Genomic DNA, 18,074 nt, shown 5'->3' on the forward strand with positions numbered 1-18,074 from the left:
CACGGTGCTAATCGTCTTTAAAAACCTCACAAGGGAAGTCTCACTTTATTTTTAGCCCTAACAGCACAATATTTTCTCAGCAAAGAATGTCTGTTCACTAGATAACTTAGTCTGTTGGCGAGATAAGTATTTCTCTTCACGAGATAAATAAAGAAATCTCGCCAGGGGGCCATGTTGATTACGGCCATTCAGTCTTTGCAAACAAGCCAGATTAACTTTTGTATTGCGTAGTAGACGCTTACTGTGCAACAAAGTCTTCACTATTAAGTAACCTTTTGAGGAATATACTTAAACTAACCAGCTAATAGTTTGTCAATATTTTTCTATAAAAACACAAAAAGCAATGTGATACACTGAATTTACGCACGACAAACAACCTTCTGTTCTTAAAAAATTGGAAGGTTGTTTGGCATTTAGTTTGATTTGGTATTTAATCAGTATCTTGGAAAGCCGTTTTGTTTTTTAGTAATGAATAAATCCAATGTATGAGTTTGTTTACACAAGCAATCACAGCCATTTTAAAAGCTTCCTTCTTCTCGTTTTTTATCATAAAATTCACACATTCTTCTGTTACGAGGGATGATTTCAAGCTGTCGTTTTCTTCTTACGTGTGAAACTTAAAGAAAAAGTTTTTGTTGGTCATGTTATTACTACTGCAAAATTACCAACAACTATAGCAGATTGTGTTGAGTTTCCAAAAAGATTTAGAGGAATCAGTTAATATTTATATTAAACTAAATTTGTTTTTTTATATTGCTTTGGTGTGACACCAACCGTTTTTTAAACCTTACGACAATGCAGTGGCTGAAGCTACGGCATTGCCGTTAGGCGTTCCTTTATTACTTAACGATCTTTGTATGTTTAATGTTTTTAATGCTTCATCAATGAGTTAATTATCAAACTCTTTTCTATGATCAGTATGAAACAATTCTAGTTCATACAAATTATAAGGAATCGACGCAAAGGCACGGTGTTACAAGGGATGCCAGTTTATTGGGTCCAGCACTGTTACAATGATTTCACGGTTATAAAGATCGATAATGAGGCAGATATAGTGCAAGGTATGATGAACTCGTACGTATGTTAAATCACTTACAATGGTTTTCATTTGCTTGTTTGGATTAAATGCTAGATTTAAGATATTCCCAACAACTGACCCAACGATCAAAAGTAGAAGGGTTTCATTTTTAAGCTCCTCGATTAGTTATTTTATTCAGTGTAACGGACCCTAACGGAACTGTCCAACTAAGTGTAACCTATTACTGATTAAAGCACTACAATTGTAGAACGATAATTTAACAACTTAATACATTTTGAAAAATGAATAATTGAAAAAGTATTGACTATAAAAAGAAAAAATATTATAATTCAGTAAATCGATTACGTAAACGATTACAATTAAAGGTGTTGGAAGTGAGAATATGGCAAGCGTTAACTCAAAGAAAAACATAAGAATTAAAGATGTTGCTGAAAGAGCTAATGTTTCAACAGCAACGGTATCACATGTGATTAATGGAACAAGATATGTCTCTCCAGAAGTTACCGAAAGAGTTGTACAAGTAATGGAGGAACTAGATTATCGTCCTAATTCTGCTGCTAGAAGCTTAAGAAGTACGAAGACCAATACAATAGGTTTTTTAATTCCTGTAAAAAAAGATGATACATCTAAATCATTTTTTATGTCAATTGCTGAAGGGATTGAGGCGAATTTAAATAGTAAAGGATATAACTTGATTTTAAGTAACTCTAAAGAAGATATGCAAGAAGAAATAAAAAGAATAAAAATGTTTAATACGCAATTAGTAGATGGATTAATATTGGCACCAACGAATGATGATTTCAACCATATTCAGGAAGTATTAGATAATCAATTTCCTATTGTTATGATAGATAGGTTACCGATAAATTATGATGGTGATTTTGTATTGGTTGATAACTTCCAAGGAACATATGACGGTGTGACGAAATTAGTGGCATCTGGCTATAAGAAAATTGGTTTTATCAGTTCTGAGTTAGGAATTACAACTACAAATGAAAGATTTGAAGGATACAAACAAGCACTGAAAGATAATAATATACAGTTTAACGACAAGTTTGTTGAGTTAGGACTCTCTTCTTTTCAATCAGGTTATGAACTAACAGAGAAGCTTATTACTAAGCAAATTGACTCCTTATTTATTGCAAATAATATAATGACGATGGGTTCCGTTAAATGCATTCAAGATAATGGCTTACAAATGCCAGACGATATAGCTGTTATTGGATATGATAACTACGATTGGACTAAAATAACTACACCACCATTATCAGTAGTAAACCAACCAGCGTTTGATATCGGATTTAAAGCTGCGGATTGTATTTTGAATCGCATTAATAATAAGGATAAAAAAAAGGCTTTTCATATCAAATTGAAGGCTCATCTAAAAGTCAGAAAATCTATATAATTTTTTTTACTCTATATTTAATCGATTACGTAATCGATTAAAATAATATATAAAAAGCTCTTTGCTTTTTAATATAAATAATACATTAAATTTTAGGAGGATGAAACGAATGAATGTATGGTAACCAAATAGTCCGCTGGGAGGATTACCATTTATTAAGGACGCTAGATCTTTAAGAGAATCAAGTTATGATCGATAAGGAGGTAATAGGGATTTCCAGGTGGTTCCAGCAGGGGATTCTTATGAAGTTTGTGATTTGAAAGGACCTGGAATGATTAAGCATATTTGGATGACAAAATGATGTTATGCACCTCAATATTTAAGAAAAGTAGAAATAGAGATGTATAGGGATAACGAAGAGAATCCAAGTGTTAGAGTTCTTTTAGAAGATTTTTTTTGGATCGGCCATGGAGTTAGTAAACATTTTGTGTCTTTGCCAATAAATATGGTATCTGGTGAAAAAAGAGGACCAAAAGGGCCATTCGCAGCAGCGATGAATAGTTACTTTCCAATGCCGTTTAATGAAAGAGCTGTGATTAAAATAATTACTGAGAGTGAAGAAGAAATTAAAAATTTATTTTATTATATTGATGAACAATATGAAGATACAGACTCTTTACCTGCTGACATGGGTACATGTCACGCAAGTTGGAATCGAGAGAATCCTACTCAAAAAGTTGAATACGAAACTGATGTTAAAGATCCAGCACCTTGGGATTTACCAGGTAAAAATCTAGATGGGTTAGAGAACTATGTGATTCTAGACGCTGAAGGAAAAGGTCATTTTGTTGATTGTGTGTTAAATATTGATAACTTTAATGCTTCCAATCAAGAGTATACATGGCCAGGTGAAGGTGATGATATGTTCTTTATTGATGGCGAGGTATGGCCATCATCTTTACATGGAACTGGAACTGAGGATTATTTCAATGCTGCATGAGGCTTTCCGAGTGGAGAGTATGATGGACCTTATCACGGTATCTTACTAGGAAGTGATGTATAAGAGCATTTTGGTAAGTGGAGCTTATACAGTTTCATATTGAAGATCCTATTAGATTTACAAAATCTATTAAAGCTACAATTGAACATGGTCATGCAAATGATCAAAGTAATGATTTTTCATGTGTAGCTTATTGGTATCAAATTGAACCTCATAAAAGGTTAAAACCACTTCCGAAAGTCGAGGATCGTTTGCCTAGAAGATGGCCTGAACATGGGCTTTGGGATAAATAGAAGATAGGAAGTCAAATAATAAAATAAACATATTTTGCGGGAGGTTTATTATATGAATAAGAAATTATTATTTTTAATAGCTTTATTATTTATTGGGTTGTTGTTATCAGCATGTGGAGATGATAACGATAGTACATCAAATGAAAACGCTGACGGAGATGGAAACAGTGATAATGAAGTTGTAGAGGAAAATAACGAAGATAATACATTGACAGTACTAGTTGAAGGTGGAAGTCCTGCAGAGACAGTTGCCGAAGAAACACGTGATTCTTTTAAAGAAGAGACTGGTTATGAAGTGGTAATCGAATCTGTACCATATACAGGTGTGTATGATCGAATGAGAACAGAATTAACAACAGGTGCAGGCGCTTTTGATGTTGCAACCATTGATACAATTTGGCTCCCAGCACTTTATGAAGGATTAGAACCTATTCAAGACATCGTAACGGAGGAAATAAGCGAAGATCTATTTCCGGGTTTAATTGATGGTGCAACGATTGAAGACAATGTTTACGGATTGCCGACATGGACAAATTCAAAAATTTTATTATATAGGAAAGATCTATTTGAAGACGAAAACAATAAAAGTACTTTTGAAAATGAGTTTGGGTATGAATTAGCACCACCAGATGACTGGGAACAATACAAAGATATAGCAAGCTTCTTTGGCAATAATGAAGATTTTCCAGAGCTTTACGGAACAACTGTTTTTGGTGCGAGTTCAGGTGATTCAGTAGCAAGTTGGTTAGACCACGTAACACAAGCTGGAGCAGATAATTTGATATTGAATGATAATGGAGAAGTGGTTGTTAATGATCAATATCATGTAGCAGCATTAAATATGTTGAATGATTTAGTTTCAACAGAGGGCCTTGTTCCAGAAAATACTTTGGAAACGGCTTCAGCTGAAACAGCAGAATTATTTTATAACGGAAACTTAGCGATGATGTTAGCGTGGGGTCACTTCTATGTTCCAGCAAATGATCCGAATACCTCAGATGTAGCTGGAAAGGTTGGCGTTGCTCCAATGATTGCGGGTGAGGAAGGAATTGGTGTTGTACCGGGACCTTGGTATCAAGTAATTCCATCTTCATCTAACAAAAAAGATATGGCTAAAGAGTATTTAGAGTTTATGTATGAGGAAAATGAATTATATGCAGATGCATTAGGAGTAGCAGCGAGACAATCCGTGTTTGAAGAGTATGGACAACAAGAAACATATTCTCATTTAACACCATTGGCTACAACATTGAACGGTGAACAGACTCAAAATCGTCCATCCACAGATAAATGGCAAGAAATCGAAAGTGAAGCCTTAATACCAGCAGTACAAAAAGCATTAGGAGGCCAAATCACTGCTCAAGAAGCTTTAGATGAAGCTAAAGAAGTGATTGAAGGTATAGTAAATTAAACAAAAAGGTGAAAAGGGATAGGTTAAATTCCTATCCTTTTCTCAATCATATCATTGTCAAAGGGGAGTGATTATATGACAAAAGAATCAAAAATATCCTTTTTATTCTTCGCGCCAGCAGGAATTTTCATGCTTATTTTTTTATTTTTCCCTGTAATGCTTTTAATTAAAGATAGTTTCTTTCAAGTAGATATGATCTCACAAGATTCTGGAACATTTGTAGGTATGAGTAATTATATAGAATCTATTAAATCTGATCGTTTTTTGGGGGCAACAACTAACACTCTGATTTATGTTGTTGTTGCAGTAAGTGTCGAACTATTGTTGGGATTATTTTTCGCTATGTTATTAAATACTGGCTTTAAAGGGCATGGTTTTGTAAGAACAATTTTGTTGAGCCCATTAATGATTGCACCATTAGTTTCAGGTTTGATATGGAAATTTATGTTAAATAGTCAATTTGGCATTGTTAATCAATTATTGTATGACTTTAATATCACTTCGAGTAGAAATGCTATTCAATGGCTCTCAGATGATAGGACTGCATTATTATCGACCATCATTGCCGATATATGGTTGACTACACCATTTATGATGCTAGTACTACTCGCGGGTTTACAAGGAATTCCAGTTACGTTGTATGAATCAGCAAAAATTGATGGCGCAAATAAAATCAAAACATTTTTTTATATTACATTACCATCTTTACTTCCAGTAATGGTTGTAGCGATTTTAATAAGAACTGTAGATGCAGCTAGAACATTTGATATTGTTTGGGTTTTAACACAAGGCGGACCTGCTAATTCTTCAGAAGTGTTAAGTACCTACATGTATAAAACATTAACTAGGTATGGTGAGGTTGGTGAATCTAGCGCAATGGCAGTGCTGTTTATCATTCTTCTATTGTTACTTAGCTCTTATTTCCTTGTAAGTATGTTTAAAGCAAACAAAAAATAGAGAGGAGATGTAAAATGGAATCTTTAAGTAATACAACTCAAGAAAAAAAATCACTGTTTCAGTGGATTAGGAAATATAATAAACAGTTTATAGGTTTTATCACAACCATACTAGCACTGTTGTTTATAAGTCCGTATATATATATTATTTTTACATCTATTAAACCATCTTCAGAAGCAATAAGTAATTCTCCAACTTTTTTCCCAAGAGAATTTTCTATAGAGAATTACGTTTCTATGTTTGATCAGATGCCAATCTTAAGTTACTTTTTTAATAGTTTTATTACAGCTTTTATTAGTACGGTTTTGTCTGTTTTCTTAGGTGCATTAGCAGCATATGGGTTAGCGAGATTTTCATCGAAGTTAGGAAATGTTTTTCTTTTAATCACTTTATGTATTCGCATGATACCTATGATAAGTATTGCGATTCCAATGTATATTATTATTAATTCAATGGGATTAATTGATACTCATGCCGCATTAATTATCACCTATACAAGCATAAATGTTCCTTTTGCAATTTGGTTAATGATGGGGTTTTTTAATAATATTCCGAAAGAATTTGATGAAGCGGCAAGAATAGATGGATGCAATATTTTTACATCTTTTTTAAAAGTAATATTACCAGTATCTTTACCGGGTTTGGCCACTACCTCAATATTTTGCTTTATGCTGGCATGGAATGACTTTTTATTTGCTTTATTATTAACTAGTACAAATGCTAAAACAGCTACTGTTGGAATTTCTGAATTTTTAACAGCATATAACTTAGATTTGGGTCCCATGACAGCTGCAGCGGTTAGTTTTAGTTTACCAGTAATGATATTTTCCATACTAGTTCAAAGATATATTGTTAGTGGAATGACATTAGGGTCTGTTAAAGGATAGAAAATTTATTTTTACATCAAAGTAAAGGGGACAACTTTATGACACAAAATCATAGTGAACAAGTTATTCAAGCAACTAATTATATAAAGAAACAGGAAAAAAAAGTAGGAAATACTAAATATCGATTAAATTATCACATGATGCCACCCGTTGGTTGGATGAACGATCCGAATGGATTTATCCAATATAATGGCGAATATCATTTATTTTATCAACACTACCCTTATGCTACAAAGTGGGGACCGATGCATTGGGGGCATGCAAAAAGTAAAGATTTAGTGAATTGGGAACATCTGTCCGTGGCATTAGCACCTTCTGAATTTTACGATAATGGTACAATGGATGACCATGGTTGCTTCTCAGGTAGTGCTTTCGAAAAAGATAATGAATTGTACTTATTTTATACAGGTCATTCTATTGAACGTGATCCTATGCAAGTCCAGTGTATAGCTAAAAGTATGGATGGTATAAATTTCATCAAAGAAAATCGAAATCCTGTAATTGACCATTTTCCAAAAGATGGTTCAAAAGATTTTCGTGATCCTAAGGTTTGGCAATATGATAATCAATATTATATGGTAGTAGGTTCTAAAAAAGATGGGAAAGGAAAGGCTCTCTTTTATCAATCATCCAATTTAATAAATTGGAAATATAGGGGAGTAGTGGCCGAAAGTAATGGCAAACAAGGAGATATGTGGGAATGTCCAGATCTATTTCCATTAGAAAAAGAACATGCTCTTATATTGTCACCGATGTATGGGGAGAAAAATGAAAAACCTATTATTATTTTTGGTGAGATGAATTACAAAGATGCAAAATTTTCCCAAGAAAGAAGTATACTCTTGGATTATGGTCATGATTTTTATGCACCCCAGACATTGAAAGATGAAAAAGGAAGACGAATTATGATTGGGTGGATGGACATGTGGTTTTCAAAACGACCATCTGAGGAAGATGGTTGGATTGGAGCTATGACCATGCCTAGAGAATTAACCTATAATAATAACGGGATTTTTATACAGCAACCAATTGAAGAATTAAAAGCCTTAAGAAATAATCATCATCACATTGAGGGTTTTGAAATACATGGAGTGCACAGATTTCCCAAGTTAGATGGAATTGCAACTGAGTTATGCATTGACTTTGATATAGTTAATTCAGATTCACCTGTATTTGGTCTTCATTTAAGATGCTCTACAGATAGATCAGAAAAAACAATTATAAAAGTAGATACGATTAATAAAGAAATTATAGTGGACCTAACATCAGCAGGTGAAGGAAAAAGTGGAGTTTACAAGGCACCATATAATTCTAAAACTGATGGAAAATTGAACTTAAGAATATTCCTTGATACTACATCAATGGAGTTATTTGTGAATCATGGTGAGCAAGTTATAACAAACAGGATATATCCTCACTCTTCTAGTAACGAAGTAGATTTATTTGCTGAAGGGGGAAAAGCAAGAGTATTAAAGGCAGATAAATGGTCTTTAAGATCAGTATGGAAATAATAGAGGAGGAGTTGAATTGTATTATGGTGCTATAGGTGGTGGGCCCGCTTTCGAAGTAGCAAATGAAACAGCAAAGGAATTTGAAGAGGCCACAGGCTATTTTAGCAGTACTTCTGGTAAAGTTCTCAGTAAATAGATTCTTGAAAAAGGGAAAGCGCCAGATTATTTTTTATAGTGAGGATCCGAATACGTTAAAACGGGTCTTTGTGAATAAACTGAGGACTTAGGTCTTAACATGGACGGTGTGTTAAGAAATGGCAAATATTAAGGATGTTGCAAAGATGGCAAGAGTGTCGACCAATACGGTATCGAGATATTTGAATGATAAAGGCTATATCTCGGAAAAGACTCGTACGACCATTCAACAAGCGATTGATGAATTGAATTGTATTCCCAATCAAGTGGCTAGAAATCTCTTCAAAAATAAAACAAATCTCGTTGGGCTAGTGATACCGGACGTGAAACATCCCTTCTTTTCTACTATGGCTTCTTACATAGAAAATGAATTGGGCAAAAGAAACTTAAAAATGATTTTATGTAATACAGTCAATTCGAGTGAAAAAAAAGGGATACATCAAGATGCTTCAGGAAAATAAGGTGGATGGAATTATTATCGGTAGCCACTCCTTGGACATTGATTATTCGAGTATCAAGGCACCGATTGTTTGTCTAGACAGATACCTCGATCCAACGATTCCTATTGTTACAGTCAATCATGAGAAAGGGGGAGCCTTGTCTGCAAATTATCTGATTGAATCTGGCTGTAAGAACGTGCTACAGATTGTTGGTTATTCTCAAGTAGATTCGCCTTCCAATAATCGTTATAGTGCTTTCGATAGAGTGATGGCAAAGCATAGTATTCCGTGTAAGACTTATGAATTGAGCTGGAATCAGTTTGATTTTGATAGTTATTTGCAGGTTGCGAAAGAATTACAGGAGAAGTATCCGGATATTGATGGTGTTTTCTCTGTTGATTTAGTAGCAATCGCCTTCTTAAAGTAAGCAATGAAACAAGGAATAAATGTTCCAGAAGAATTGCGACTTGTTGGGTATAATGGTTCTTTTGTTTCTCACATGACGTATCCTTCATTCCCAAGTGTTGTACAACCTTATGAAGGATTGGCGCAACAAGCCGTTAGCGTATTGTATCAACTGATGAATAGGGGAACATTAGACAAGTTAACATATGAACTGGATGTTTATATGAATGAAAAAAAGTAACGCTCTTAGAGGAGTTTCGTAGTAGTGAGTGAAAGAAAACGAGCAAAGTTATAATGACGGAGAAATTATTAGGCTCGATTGAGGCAGGAGGGACGAAGTTTGTTGTTGCCGTGGCGGGTGTCGATTTCAATGTGAAGGAAATAAAACAGTTTCCAACGACAACACCGGAAGAAACGCTAGCAAAGGTGATCAATTTCTTTAAACAATTTGAGGTAGCGTCTATTGGCATTGGTTCCTTTGGGCCGGTCGATGTGAACGTAGAATTGAAAACTTATGGACATGTACTGAATACCCTTAAAGCGGATTGGTCTGGATTTGATTTCTTAGGAACCTTGAAAGTGGCCTTTGATATCCCGATGTATTTCACCACGGATGTAAATTCTTCGGCTTACGGAGAGTATACGAAGGGTTCTGCGCGCGGTGCTAATTCGGTGGTTTATTTCACGCTTGGTACGGGTGTCGGTGGTGGCGCTCTCCAAGATGGGCAGTTTATCAGCGGAATCGCCCACGCTGAAATGGGTCATGCGACGGTTATCGCGCACCCTGAAGATGCGTATGCTTGAGGTTGTCCTTTCCACAGCAATCATTGCTTTGAAGGACTTGCTGCTGGTCCAACACTAGAAGGGCGCACGGGGATTAAAGGAGAAAAACTCCCTCGAAATCACAAGGTCTTTGATTTTATCTCCTACTATGCAGGACAAATTGCCTTCAATACCTTCGTGAACATGGCACCAGAGAAAATTGTTTTCGGGGGTTCTGTCCTCCAAGAGTCGGATATGCCAAAGGTTCGCGAGTATTTCAAACAATTTAACAATGACTACGTTGCCACGCCAGATTTAGAAGAACTCATCGTTCGTCCAAGCATCGAAAACAACGGTTCCGCAACCATCGGCAACTTTGGATTGGCCTTGAAGGCGTTAAAAGAATAAGAAGATAGTCACTCCCTTCCGAGTGGCTTTTTCACGAATTTGTAAGGCTTTACTTCAAGCTATATCAAGGAAAAAGTAGTTTATGAACAAACACACTAAATTGATAGGAGAATTTATTTATGGCTAGTAAAAATTATTACGACGTAACAGAGTGGCCTGTCGGTAATCCTTATGAGGATATTGGTGAGGTAATCAATAGCATTATAGCAGATATTAAAAGTAGGCAAACGGACACTGATGTGAATAAAGGCGGAAAGCCGGGTGCGGTTATCTATATTCCACCGGGAGATTATCATCTTGGCAGTCAAGTAGTTATAGACATCAGTTATCTTAAAATTATGGGTTCTGGACACGGGTTTACATCTTCGAGTATTCGTTTTAATACTTCTGAGAATGAATGGGCGGGTTTGCATGAATTGTGGCCGGGAGGAAGTCGCATACTCGTAGATATTCCCCTAGAAGTAAATGACGAGGAATATAAAGGAGCTGCATTTTATATTGAACGAAGTGGAAATCCTCGAATAAGTTCGGTAGAGTTTTCCGACTTTTGTATTGATGGTTTGCATTTTATTGAAGATGGTTTAGGAAAAACAACTCCGGAAAACACATACATTAACGGGAAAACGGGTATTTATGTTGCAAGTGCTTGTGACTCATTTCGGATTACAGGCATGGGGTTTGTGTATTTAGAGCATGGAATTACTATTTATCATGCAGATGCACTGACTATACATGATAATTTCATAGCTGAATGTGGTAACTGTATAGAACTACGAGGTTGGGGACAGGCATCAAAAATAACCGATAATTTGATAGGAGCCGGTTTTAAAGGATATTCAATTTACGCTCAAAATTTTGGTGGACTTTTGATTACAGCGAATAATGTTTTTCCACGAGGTGCGAGCAGTATCTATTTTGATGGTGTGACACGTTCCAGTATCACAAATAATAGGCTTCATTCATTTTATCCAGGAATGGTGGTATTCAGGGGGAATTGTTCGGAAAACTTGGTTTCTTCAAATCACTTTTTACGTGACCATGAACCTTGGACACCTTTTCTGGGAATAGACAATGGTTTAGATGATTTGTATGGTCTTCTCTATATCAGTGGCAATAATAATTCTGTAATTGCTAATCACTTTTCTAAAGTAGTTAATACTCAGAACATCAAGCCGGTAGGTGCAACACCTGTAATCATACGTATTGTTTCGGGTAATGGAAATTATATTTCTAATAATCATGTTGTTGCCACGGAAGTTCATGCCAAGATAAGTGATTCTTGTTTCTCTGCGCAAGTAGACGCTTTGTTGACTACCGAAGCATCAGAGCCGCTTACCGTAACAACAGTATTGGTAGAAAAAGAATCGCTTCAAAATACGATTCTTGATTCGGGAAGTGATGCACAGGTTGTTATGGACAAGACTGTAAATGCATTCAGAGCCACTCCAACGCCAGGAGCATAAATGATATATTCAACTATGTTTTTGTGGTAGTTTTTGTTCCAAAGTTTCAATTGCAAGTCGGACACTTGAATTATTTCGTTTATCATTTAATTTTTGGGGTGCTTCCTAGCGATGGAAGTGCCTCTTTTTATAGTGTTTCCCATATTTGGATAAATGCGAATAAAGTAGACAGAAAAAAGGAATGTTTCTTTAAGGATACTTCCAGAAAATTCCTTATTTTAAGTTTGGAGAAAGCATGACAATGGCAGAATGAGGTCTTCTAGGATTAAGTTATTGCGTTTGAAATCAGGAAACGTCCAACGTTAGATCTTGTCATGGAACCTTTAAGAGAAACCATAGAGATAATAAAGAATCATGCAACCTATCGCACTACCATCCATTCCGATCAAGGCTGGCATTACCAGCACAACCAATGGGTGAGGACATTAAAAGAAAATAATGTATTCCAAAGCATGTCACGTAAAGCAACCTGCGCAGACAACGCTCCGATAGAGAATTTCTTTGGCATTTTAAAACAAGAAATGTATTATGGGGAAGAATTAGTTAGCTATGACGAATTAAAAAGACGGATAGAAGAATATATCGACTGGTATAACAATGAACGATCAAAAACAAAATTGGCCGGATTGAGTCCAGTCGAATACCGAACTCAATCCAGCCAATCAGCTGCATAATAAAACTCTAACTTTTGGGGGTAACCACCTAGGTGGACTTTTTTTATGTCTATTCTATAGGGTCCATTTTATTGGATAGCTCTTTAATAATAATAAGGATATGGTGGGTACGGATAGTATGGTGGAAATAGATACGGAAAAAGAGCTAAACTAGCAAGTGTACCTAATGGGTAACGATACGGGCGATAACGTCTATATCTTCGGCGTGGGCGATCATACCCGCCACCGTAACCACCATAGTCACCATATCGATCATCCTCTTCTTCGCGATCCATCATAATATCTTCACCGACTAATACGGTAACGTTATCTACATCAACATTCACGATAATCCCGTCAAAACTACTACCATCTGTTCTAGTAAGTAGTACATGATGGTGCATGTAACGATGGCAGTGATCATGCAAATGTCTTGTTAAATCTTCTGCATTATGGGATTGATTATTTATACTCATATTCCCCTTCATCTCCTTTCTCAAAAATAGGTTATTCATCTAGGGATTATTCGTGACATGTCTATATTGAAAATTATAAAATTTTAAACTTTTATGAGGGGGAGGGTTGGATAAAGAGAAACTCTGTCTAAGGGTATCGTTGGACTGGATATAGATGGGTTTATTTCGGAATAGACTTACGACAAATTCAATCGTTTACTGCTATAAACAAGTAGTGTTTGAAGAAACCTATATTAGTTGGTCAGAAATATGTGAATATTACACAATAATGTTATTTCAACTAACAAGTGCAATACTTAAAGTTAAGGAATTGTTACAGCTCCTATACTTAATCAAGGATATAGACGTGATCCTGGAAGGATCAATCGCTGTTCTCGCTAAAGTAAAGGGCAGTAAAACTAGTACATTATATTTATTTAGTAGTAGACACCAACTGTATAGTAGAAATGAGTGTCAAATTTAAGTAGTAAAAAAAAGCGTCCGTTTTGGACGCTGTTAAAGAGATGGGTTATGAGTGCAAGTTCAGTTTTATAGATTAGTACATTCCACCAACAAATGCTGCTCCAACAATAATTAGTAAAATAAATAGAACAACAATCAATGCAAAGTTATTATCTCTTTTATGTCCATAATCACTTATATTGAGCTACGGTACCGACTTTAATTTGGCGCCTGATATGTTAAGGCGTATTACGATTTAATGAAAATCAATGTATATGGTTATCATATATCTTCTTAACCCATAACTGGGACTATTAATTAATGTTTAAAAGTATTATCTAAGAGGGATTAACGTTCTTTTTTTGGAGGTTATTTTGGAGTTTTTGGAACACCTTTTACAATGGTTATAAGATTTTCTGAAAAGTAAAATTATGTATAGCCAAGGAGAGATACCATGGCTGTATCGTTTAATAAATAATAATAGGACAGATGCCTTACCCTTTCGTCTTCCTTTTTAAAAACTTGGCTAGTAGACCTCTTCATTGGCAAATGTAGACTACCTTACGGGGATAATTTGTCCTCTGATTTCTCCATCTGGATTTTGTTCAGTATGGACGTTAACGTAATTTAGTTTTTTCTGCATTAATTTTAGAAGGTCACGGACACTTTTTACACGTACAGAATTTTCGGCAATATCTTCATCCGTAATAATTCCAGTAACAATTCCCCGGCGAGTGCTAATTCCATGCTGTTCTTCAATAGTCATTATATCAGCTCCAAATAAGAACACTAGAACGGGCCCATTTTCACCACGGGCACCAAAATGAATATGTGCTTGATCATTTACTTCAAGTTGAAATTTTAGTTTAGAACCTTGTTTATTGGTAAAAAACTTAGCCGTTCCAAACGCATCCGTCATTACTGGAGGCACTTCGTTTTCCCCTTTAAGTCTAGCAATAAACTTCTCCACTTTTTACACCACCTTACGAAATTTACTATATTTTATGAATGTTCGCCAAAAAACTTGTTACTTTAGTGATGAGATGAATGGCGAACGGTTTTGACAGATCATATGTTCTGGGTTAAAATAATAAATAGGGAACATTTGTGTGCATTTGTTAGGTGAATGATGCCATTAGTTTTAAATCGTTTGTACAAGCTGCTTGAAGAAAATAGCGGGAGGTGAGGATTATGTACCGTACCCAACAAATTCGCATTAAAAAAGGGCATCGGCTCTATCATTATTGTGATCATATCACGTTTTTAGCGAAAAACCTTTACAATGCCACCAACTTTCACATCCGTCAAATTTTTACAGCATTTGGTGAAGAAAAAACCCTTCAACCACTACAACAAGAAGTTTTCGACCTCATCGAACAACACCTTCCACAAATGAATGCAATCAAAAGAAAAACGGTAGAGAAGAAACGGGAAAAAGAATTAAAAAAGCCCATGGATCAACGCAAAGAGATCAAAGATGCCATGTTATTTGAGTATCCATCTGCTCAACATAAATGGCCTTCGTATGCCTTTTTAGATGGATTATTTAAAGTGTCTGAGAATGAGGATTACCTGGCATTACCTGGTCAAGTCAACCAACAAGTCATGAAAATGGTGTTTCAAAATTGGAAGTCTTATTTTGCAAGCCTCAAAGACTATCAAGTAAATCCTCACAAATATACTGGAAGACCAAAACTCCCCAAGTATGCACCGAAGAACGGAAGAAAAACTTGTCTATTTTCCAATCAGGTATGTAAGGTGAAAGACGACAAATACTTGAAATTTCCTCACACAAAAGAAAGGGTGAATATCGGGAAATTAGGTCTAAAGGGACAACTGCAACAAGTAAGGATTATTCCGACATATGGCGAGTATACGGTAGAAGTGGTCATCATGAAAGAGGAAGAGAAAAAGCTAGTAGAACTCGATGAAAAACATGTCATGGGGATTGATCTCGGTGTTCATTGTTTGGCAACCATTGTCGATAACACAGGTTCCTCGCCTGTTATTATGAAGGGCCAAACGGTAAAGAGTATCAATCATCAATATTATAACAAACAACGGGCACATTATTACCGAGTTTTACGACACGGGCAGGGACCAAAAGACGGTTCCTTCCATAGTAAACGATTGCAGCGACTAGATCAAAAACGTTATTTCAAGTTAAAAGACGCCTTCCATAAAGCCAGTTATCACAACGTTCAGTTAGCACTGGCGCGCAAAGTCAGCACGATTGTCATCGGGGCGAATAAGGGATGGAAAAATAAGGTAAGACTTCGCAAGCAGGACAAACAACACTTTCAATCTCTCCCCCATACGATGCTGATTCGTATGGTCGAGTACAAAGCGGAACAATATGGCATTAAAGTTCAGCGCCAAGAAGAAAGCTACACATCAAAAGCTAGTTTGGTGGATATGGATGAACTGCCCATCTATGAAAAGGGTGTTCCAACGAATGCTGTGTTTAGTGGCCGCAGAGTAAAACGAGGGTTATATCGCACCAAAGAGAACACGTGCATTCACGCCGATGTGAATGCAGCGGGAAATATCATCAGAAAAGTAGTCCCTAACGCGTTTGTCGAGGGGATAGAGGGCGTCGTGTCCCGCCCACTAATGTTAAGCATCGTTTGAAGTTGATACATTAGAAACTCGTCACTTTAGTGATGAGAGGTTCATGAAAATAGAATAGTCAGGTATAGGTGAAAGGAATAGAGAATAAAAAAAGGGCGCGCCCCTAAGATAAATGAAATTATTATATTATTGTAATACCAAGAAGACAAACTATTCAAGTCGCTTGTTTGTGTACGCTAATAATAAGGTTTCACTGGTATGTTATATACATCAATAATTATTATTACAAACGGAGAGAAAACAAAACAAAGTCATTTAATGCGTAGTACAACGATACTATTCAATAGAAAATGATATTCCACAATCGGGCGCATTGCGAAAGACCATAAGCCTAATTCCTCGGTAAAATAAAGAGGAATAGGCTTTTTCACTTCAAAATCCTTGATGTTTTTCTATTGGTAAACTCGTTTGCGGAAAATGGTAAATTGCGTGGCGACTGCAGGTAAAAAACAAGGCACAGATGGTACATTCTTGTGGCTGTAATCACCATATATCTCGCCTACAGCACTAACTATCTTGCGAACAAACCAATATAATATTATAAAACGTTTCCTTCATTTTTTAACCTCCTATGCATCTCCCAAGTTGCCAGTCCGCAAAGTATTGCGGTCATGGCGATAAAGAAATAACCTGCCTGCATCCCGATCCTGTTACTCTCTGCAAATGTAGCACCAAATGAGAGATTCGTTACCCATTCGATGATATAGCCAATTATTAAATTGGTTATAACACCACCGATTCCGATCAGAACAACTATAAAAGTAATAGCTGTATCTGTTCCTTTCGTATATTTTCTTGCCAGTAATGCCATCATTGTCGGATAAATCGGTCCGATTCCAAAACCAGCAATCGCAAAAAGAAAGGCAAAACTATCTCCAGTAAAAATAGGAATGAAACTTAACACGCCTGCAAATAGAGAAAAAACAATAATCGATATCGCATAACCAAATTTATCGGTTACAGGACCAAGCAATAGCCTTGCTAACATAAAGGAAAAGAAGAAAATGGATAACATGCCTGAAGCATCTGCAATCGTCCATTCACTAACTTTGACTAAATAATTTACAAGCCAGGCTGCGATCCCTAGTTCAGCTGTAACTCCCATTGTTAATGCAAATACAATCAGCCAAGCGATAGGATCTTTGGTTAATTTTTTGATGGAAGTTCGGTCTTCTTCATCATGACCTTCTTCTTTCGGGAAACGGCTTAACACAACTGGAATAATAGGTAAAACCGATAAGGAAAGCATGATTAAATACATACCTCGCCAACCTAAAACTGCAGCATTGATTTCCCACCCCATCATTTGCGCAGCCACAATGGGAGCAACTGTTGATCCCAGTCCGTAAAAGAAATGCGATAAATTGAGCATTGTTCCTGTATTTTTCGTAAATAATCGTGCAGCAATGATTGCTAGACCTATTTCAAGCATCCCATTACCAATGTATAGAAGGAAGTAGGCACCTACCAGAGTGGCGAAATTAGTAGAAAAGTAGATACATACCCCAGAAACCGCCATTAAAATAAAGGTTAGTATACTCGTAGTTTTTGCTCCGATTTTTGCAATGAGCCAAGAAGTATACGTACAAGCAAGTAAAAAACCGAAAGCATTAATTGCTAATAAACCACCTAATGTTCCATCAGATAATGATAATTCCTGTTGCATTTCAGGAATTGCTGGGCCTTTTATATTCTCTGACACACCAAAAATTAAAAATCCACCAAAAATAACAAACAATAATAGATAAAAATTAGTTTTCTTATTTAACCGCATATGTAGTGTCCCCTTATGTAAGCGTTAAATTTAATCTTACAAT

The 18,074-nt window shown here is 36.0% G+C and carries 17 protein-coding genes and 3 pseudogenes; 14 read left to right on the forward strand and 6 right to left on the reverse strand.

Annotation, left to right across the window (positions count from 1 at the left end):
• Positions 1 to 430 precede the first annotated feature (430 nt).
• Positions 431 to 609, reverse strand: a pseudogene (locus GI584_RS09735) (IS110 family transposase); the annotation flags it as partial.
• A gap of 190 nt (positions 610 to 799) precedes the next feature.
• Positions 800 to 1,156: pseudogene (locus tag GI584_RS24390) on the reverse strand (DDE-type integrase/transposase/recombinase); the annotation flags it as partial.
• Positions 1,157 to 1,421: 265 nt separating this feature from the next.
• Between GI584_RS24390 and GI584_RS09745 the strand changes: the two are divergent.
• From GI584_RS09745 to GI584_RS09790, 13 genes and pseudogenes are all read left to right on the forward strand, one after another.
• A complete protein-coding gene (locus GI584_RS09745) occupies positions 1,422 to 2,444 on the forward strand; it encodes a LacI family DNA-binding transcriptional regulator (RefSeq protein WP_153791114.1) in 1,023 nt (340 codons plus the stop codon).
• A gap of 340 nt (positions 2,445 to 2,784) precedes the next feature.
• Complete coding sequence (locus GI584_RS09750) at positions 2,785 to 3,384, forward strand: glycoside hydrolase family 172 protein (protein ID WP_407647403.1); 600 nt, start codon at positions 2,785 to 2,787, stop codon at positions 3,382 to 3,384.
• 77 nt (positions 3,385 to 3,461) lie between these two features.
• The gene (locus tag GI584_RS24225; protein ID WP_267902846.1) at positions 3,462 to 3,677 is read left to right on the forward strand and encodes a DUF2961 domain-containing protein; all 216 of its coding nucleotides are present in this window, start codon (positions 3,462 to 3,464) and stop codon (positions 3,675 to 3,677) included.
• A gap of 52 nt (positions 3,678 to 3,729) precedes the next feature.
• Positions 3,730 to 5,088, forward strand: coding sequence for an extracellular solute-binding protein (locus GI584_RS09755; protein WP_153791115.1), 1,359 nt, complete (start codon positions 3,730 to 3,732; stop codon positions 5,086 to 5,088).
• A gap of 75 nt (positions 5,089 to 5,163) precedes the next feature.
• Complete coding sequence (locus GI584_RS09760) at positions 5,164 to 6,045, forward strand: carbohydrate ABC transporter permease (protein WP_153791116.1); 882 nt, start codon at positions 5,164 to 5,166, stop codon at positions 6,043 to 6,045.
• A gap of 14 nt (positions 6,046 to 6,059) precedes the next feature.
• A complete protein-coding gene (locus GI584_RS09765; protein WP_153791117.1) occupies positions 6,060 to 6,932 on the forward strand; it encodes a carbohydrate ABC transporter permease in 873 nt (290 codons plus the stop codon).
• Positions 6,933 to 6,970: 38 nt separating this feature from the next.
• Complete coding sequence (locus tag GI584_RS09770; protein WP_153791118.1) at positions 6,971 to 8,443, forward strand: glycoside hydrolase family 32 protein; 1,473 nt, start codon at positions 6,971 to 6,973, stop codon at positions 8,441 to 8,443.
• A 254-nt stretch (positions 8,444 to 8,697) separates the two neighbouring features.
• Entirely contained in the window at positions 8,698 to 9,039 is a 342-nt protein-coding gene (locus GI584_RS24010; protein WP_228552383.1) for a LacI family DNA-binding transcriptional regulator, read from the forward strand.
• Positions 9,023 to 9,445: a type 1 periplasmic-binding domain-containing protein gene (locus tag GI584_RS24015; RefSeq protein ID WP_228552384.1), complete on the forward strand. Its 423-nt coding sequence runs from the start codon at positions 9,023 to 9,025 to the stop codon at positions 9,443 to 9,445. Before GI584_RS24010 ends, GI584_RS24015 begins: the two co-directional genes overlap by 17 nt.
• A gap of 3 nt (positions 9,446 to 9,448) precedes the next feature.
• Complete coding sequence (locus GI584_RS24020; protein WP_228552385.1) at positions 9,449 to 9,664, forward strand: substrate-binding domain-containing protein; 216 nt, start codon at positions 9,449 to 9,451, stop codon at positions 9,662 to 9,664.
• 53 nt (positions 9,665 to 9,717) lie between these two features.
• Positions 9,718 to 10,593: pseudogene (locus GI584_RS09780) on the forward strand (ROK family protein).
• A gap of 119 nt (positions 10,594 to 10,712) precedes the next feature.
• The gene (locus GI584_RS09785) at positions 10,713 to 12,056 is read left to right on the forward strand and encodes a NosD domain-containing protein (protein ID WP_153791119.1); all 1,344 of its coding nucleotides are present in this window, start codon (positions 10,713 to 10,715) and stop codon (positions 12,054 to 12,056) included.
• A 314-nt stretch (positions 12,057 to 12,370) separates the two neighbouring features.
• The gene (locus GI584_RS09790; RefSeq protein WP_153791120.1) at positions 12,371 to 12,730 is read left to right on the forward strand and encodes an IS3 family transposase; all 360 of its coding nucleotides are present in this window, start codon (positions 12,371 to 12,373) and stop codon (positions 12,728 to 12,730) included.
• Between the two features lie 83 nt (positions 12,731 to 12,813).
• Here the strand turns inward: GI584_RS09790 and GI584_RS09795 are convergent, their stop codons facing one another.
• The 3 genes from GI584_RS09795 to GI584_RS09805 form a co-directional block, all read right to left on the reverse strand.
• Entirely contained in the window at positions 12,814 to 13,185 is a 372-nt protein-coding gene (locus tag GI584_RS09795; RefSeq protein WP_153791121.1) for a hypothetical protein, read from the reverse strand.
• 535 nt (positions 13,186 to 13,720) lie between these two features.
• Entirely contained in the window at positions 13,721 to 13,825 is a 105-nt protein-coding gene (locus tag GI584_RS09800) for a YjcZ family sporulation protein (protein ID WP_153792960.1), read from the reverse strand.
• A 357-nt stretch (positions 13,826 to 14,182) separates the two neighbouring features.
• The gene (locus tag GI584_RS09805; protein WP_228552386.1) at positions 14,183 to 14,596 is read right to left on the reverse strand and encodes a CHRD domain-containing protein; all 414 of its coding nucleotides are present in this window, start codon (positions 14,594 to 14,596) and stop codon (positions 14,183 to 14,185) included.
• Positions 14,597 to 14,817: 221 nt separating this feature from the next.
• Here GI584_RS09805 and GI584_RS09810 point away from each other — a divergent pair, with 221 nt between their 5' ends.
• Positions 14,818 to 16,257 carry an RNA-guided endonuclease InsQ/TnpB family protein gene (locus GI584_RS09810; protein WP_153791122.1) on the forward strand — a complete coding sequence of 480 codons (1,440 nt, stop codon included), beginning with the start codon at positions 14,818 to 14,820 and terminating at the stop codon, positions 16,255 to 16,257.
• Between the two features lie 538 nt (positions 16,258 to 16,795).
• Here GI584_RS09810 and GI584_RS09815 read toward each other — a convergent pair.
• Entirely contained in the window at positions 16,796 to 18,031 is a 1,236-nt protein-coding gene (locus tag GI584_RS09815; RefSeq protein ID WP_153791123.1) for an MFS transporter, read from the reverse strand.
• Positions 18,032 to 18,074: the final 43 nt, after the last annotated feature.

It is taken from the genome of Gracilibacillus salitolerans (assembly GCF_009650095.1).
In the GTDB taxonomy this organism is placed as follows: domain Bacteria; phylum Bacillota; class Bacilli; order Bacillales; family Amphibacillaceae; genus Gracilibacillus; species Gracilibacillus salitolerans.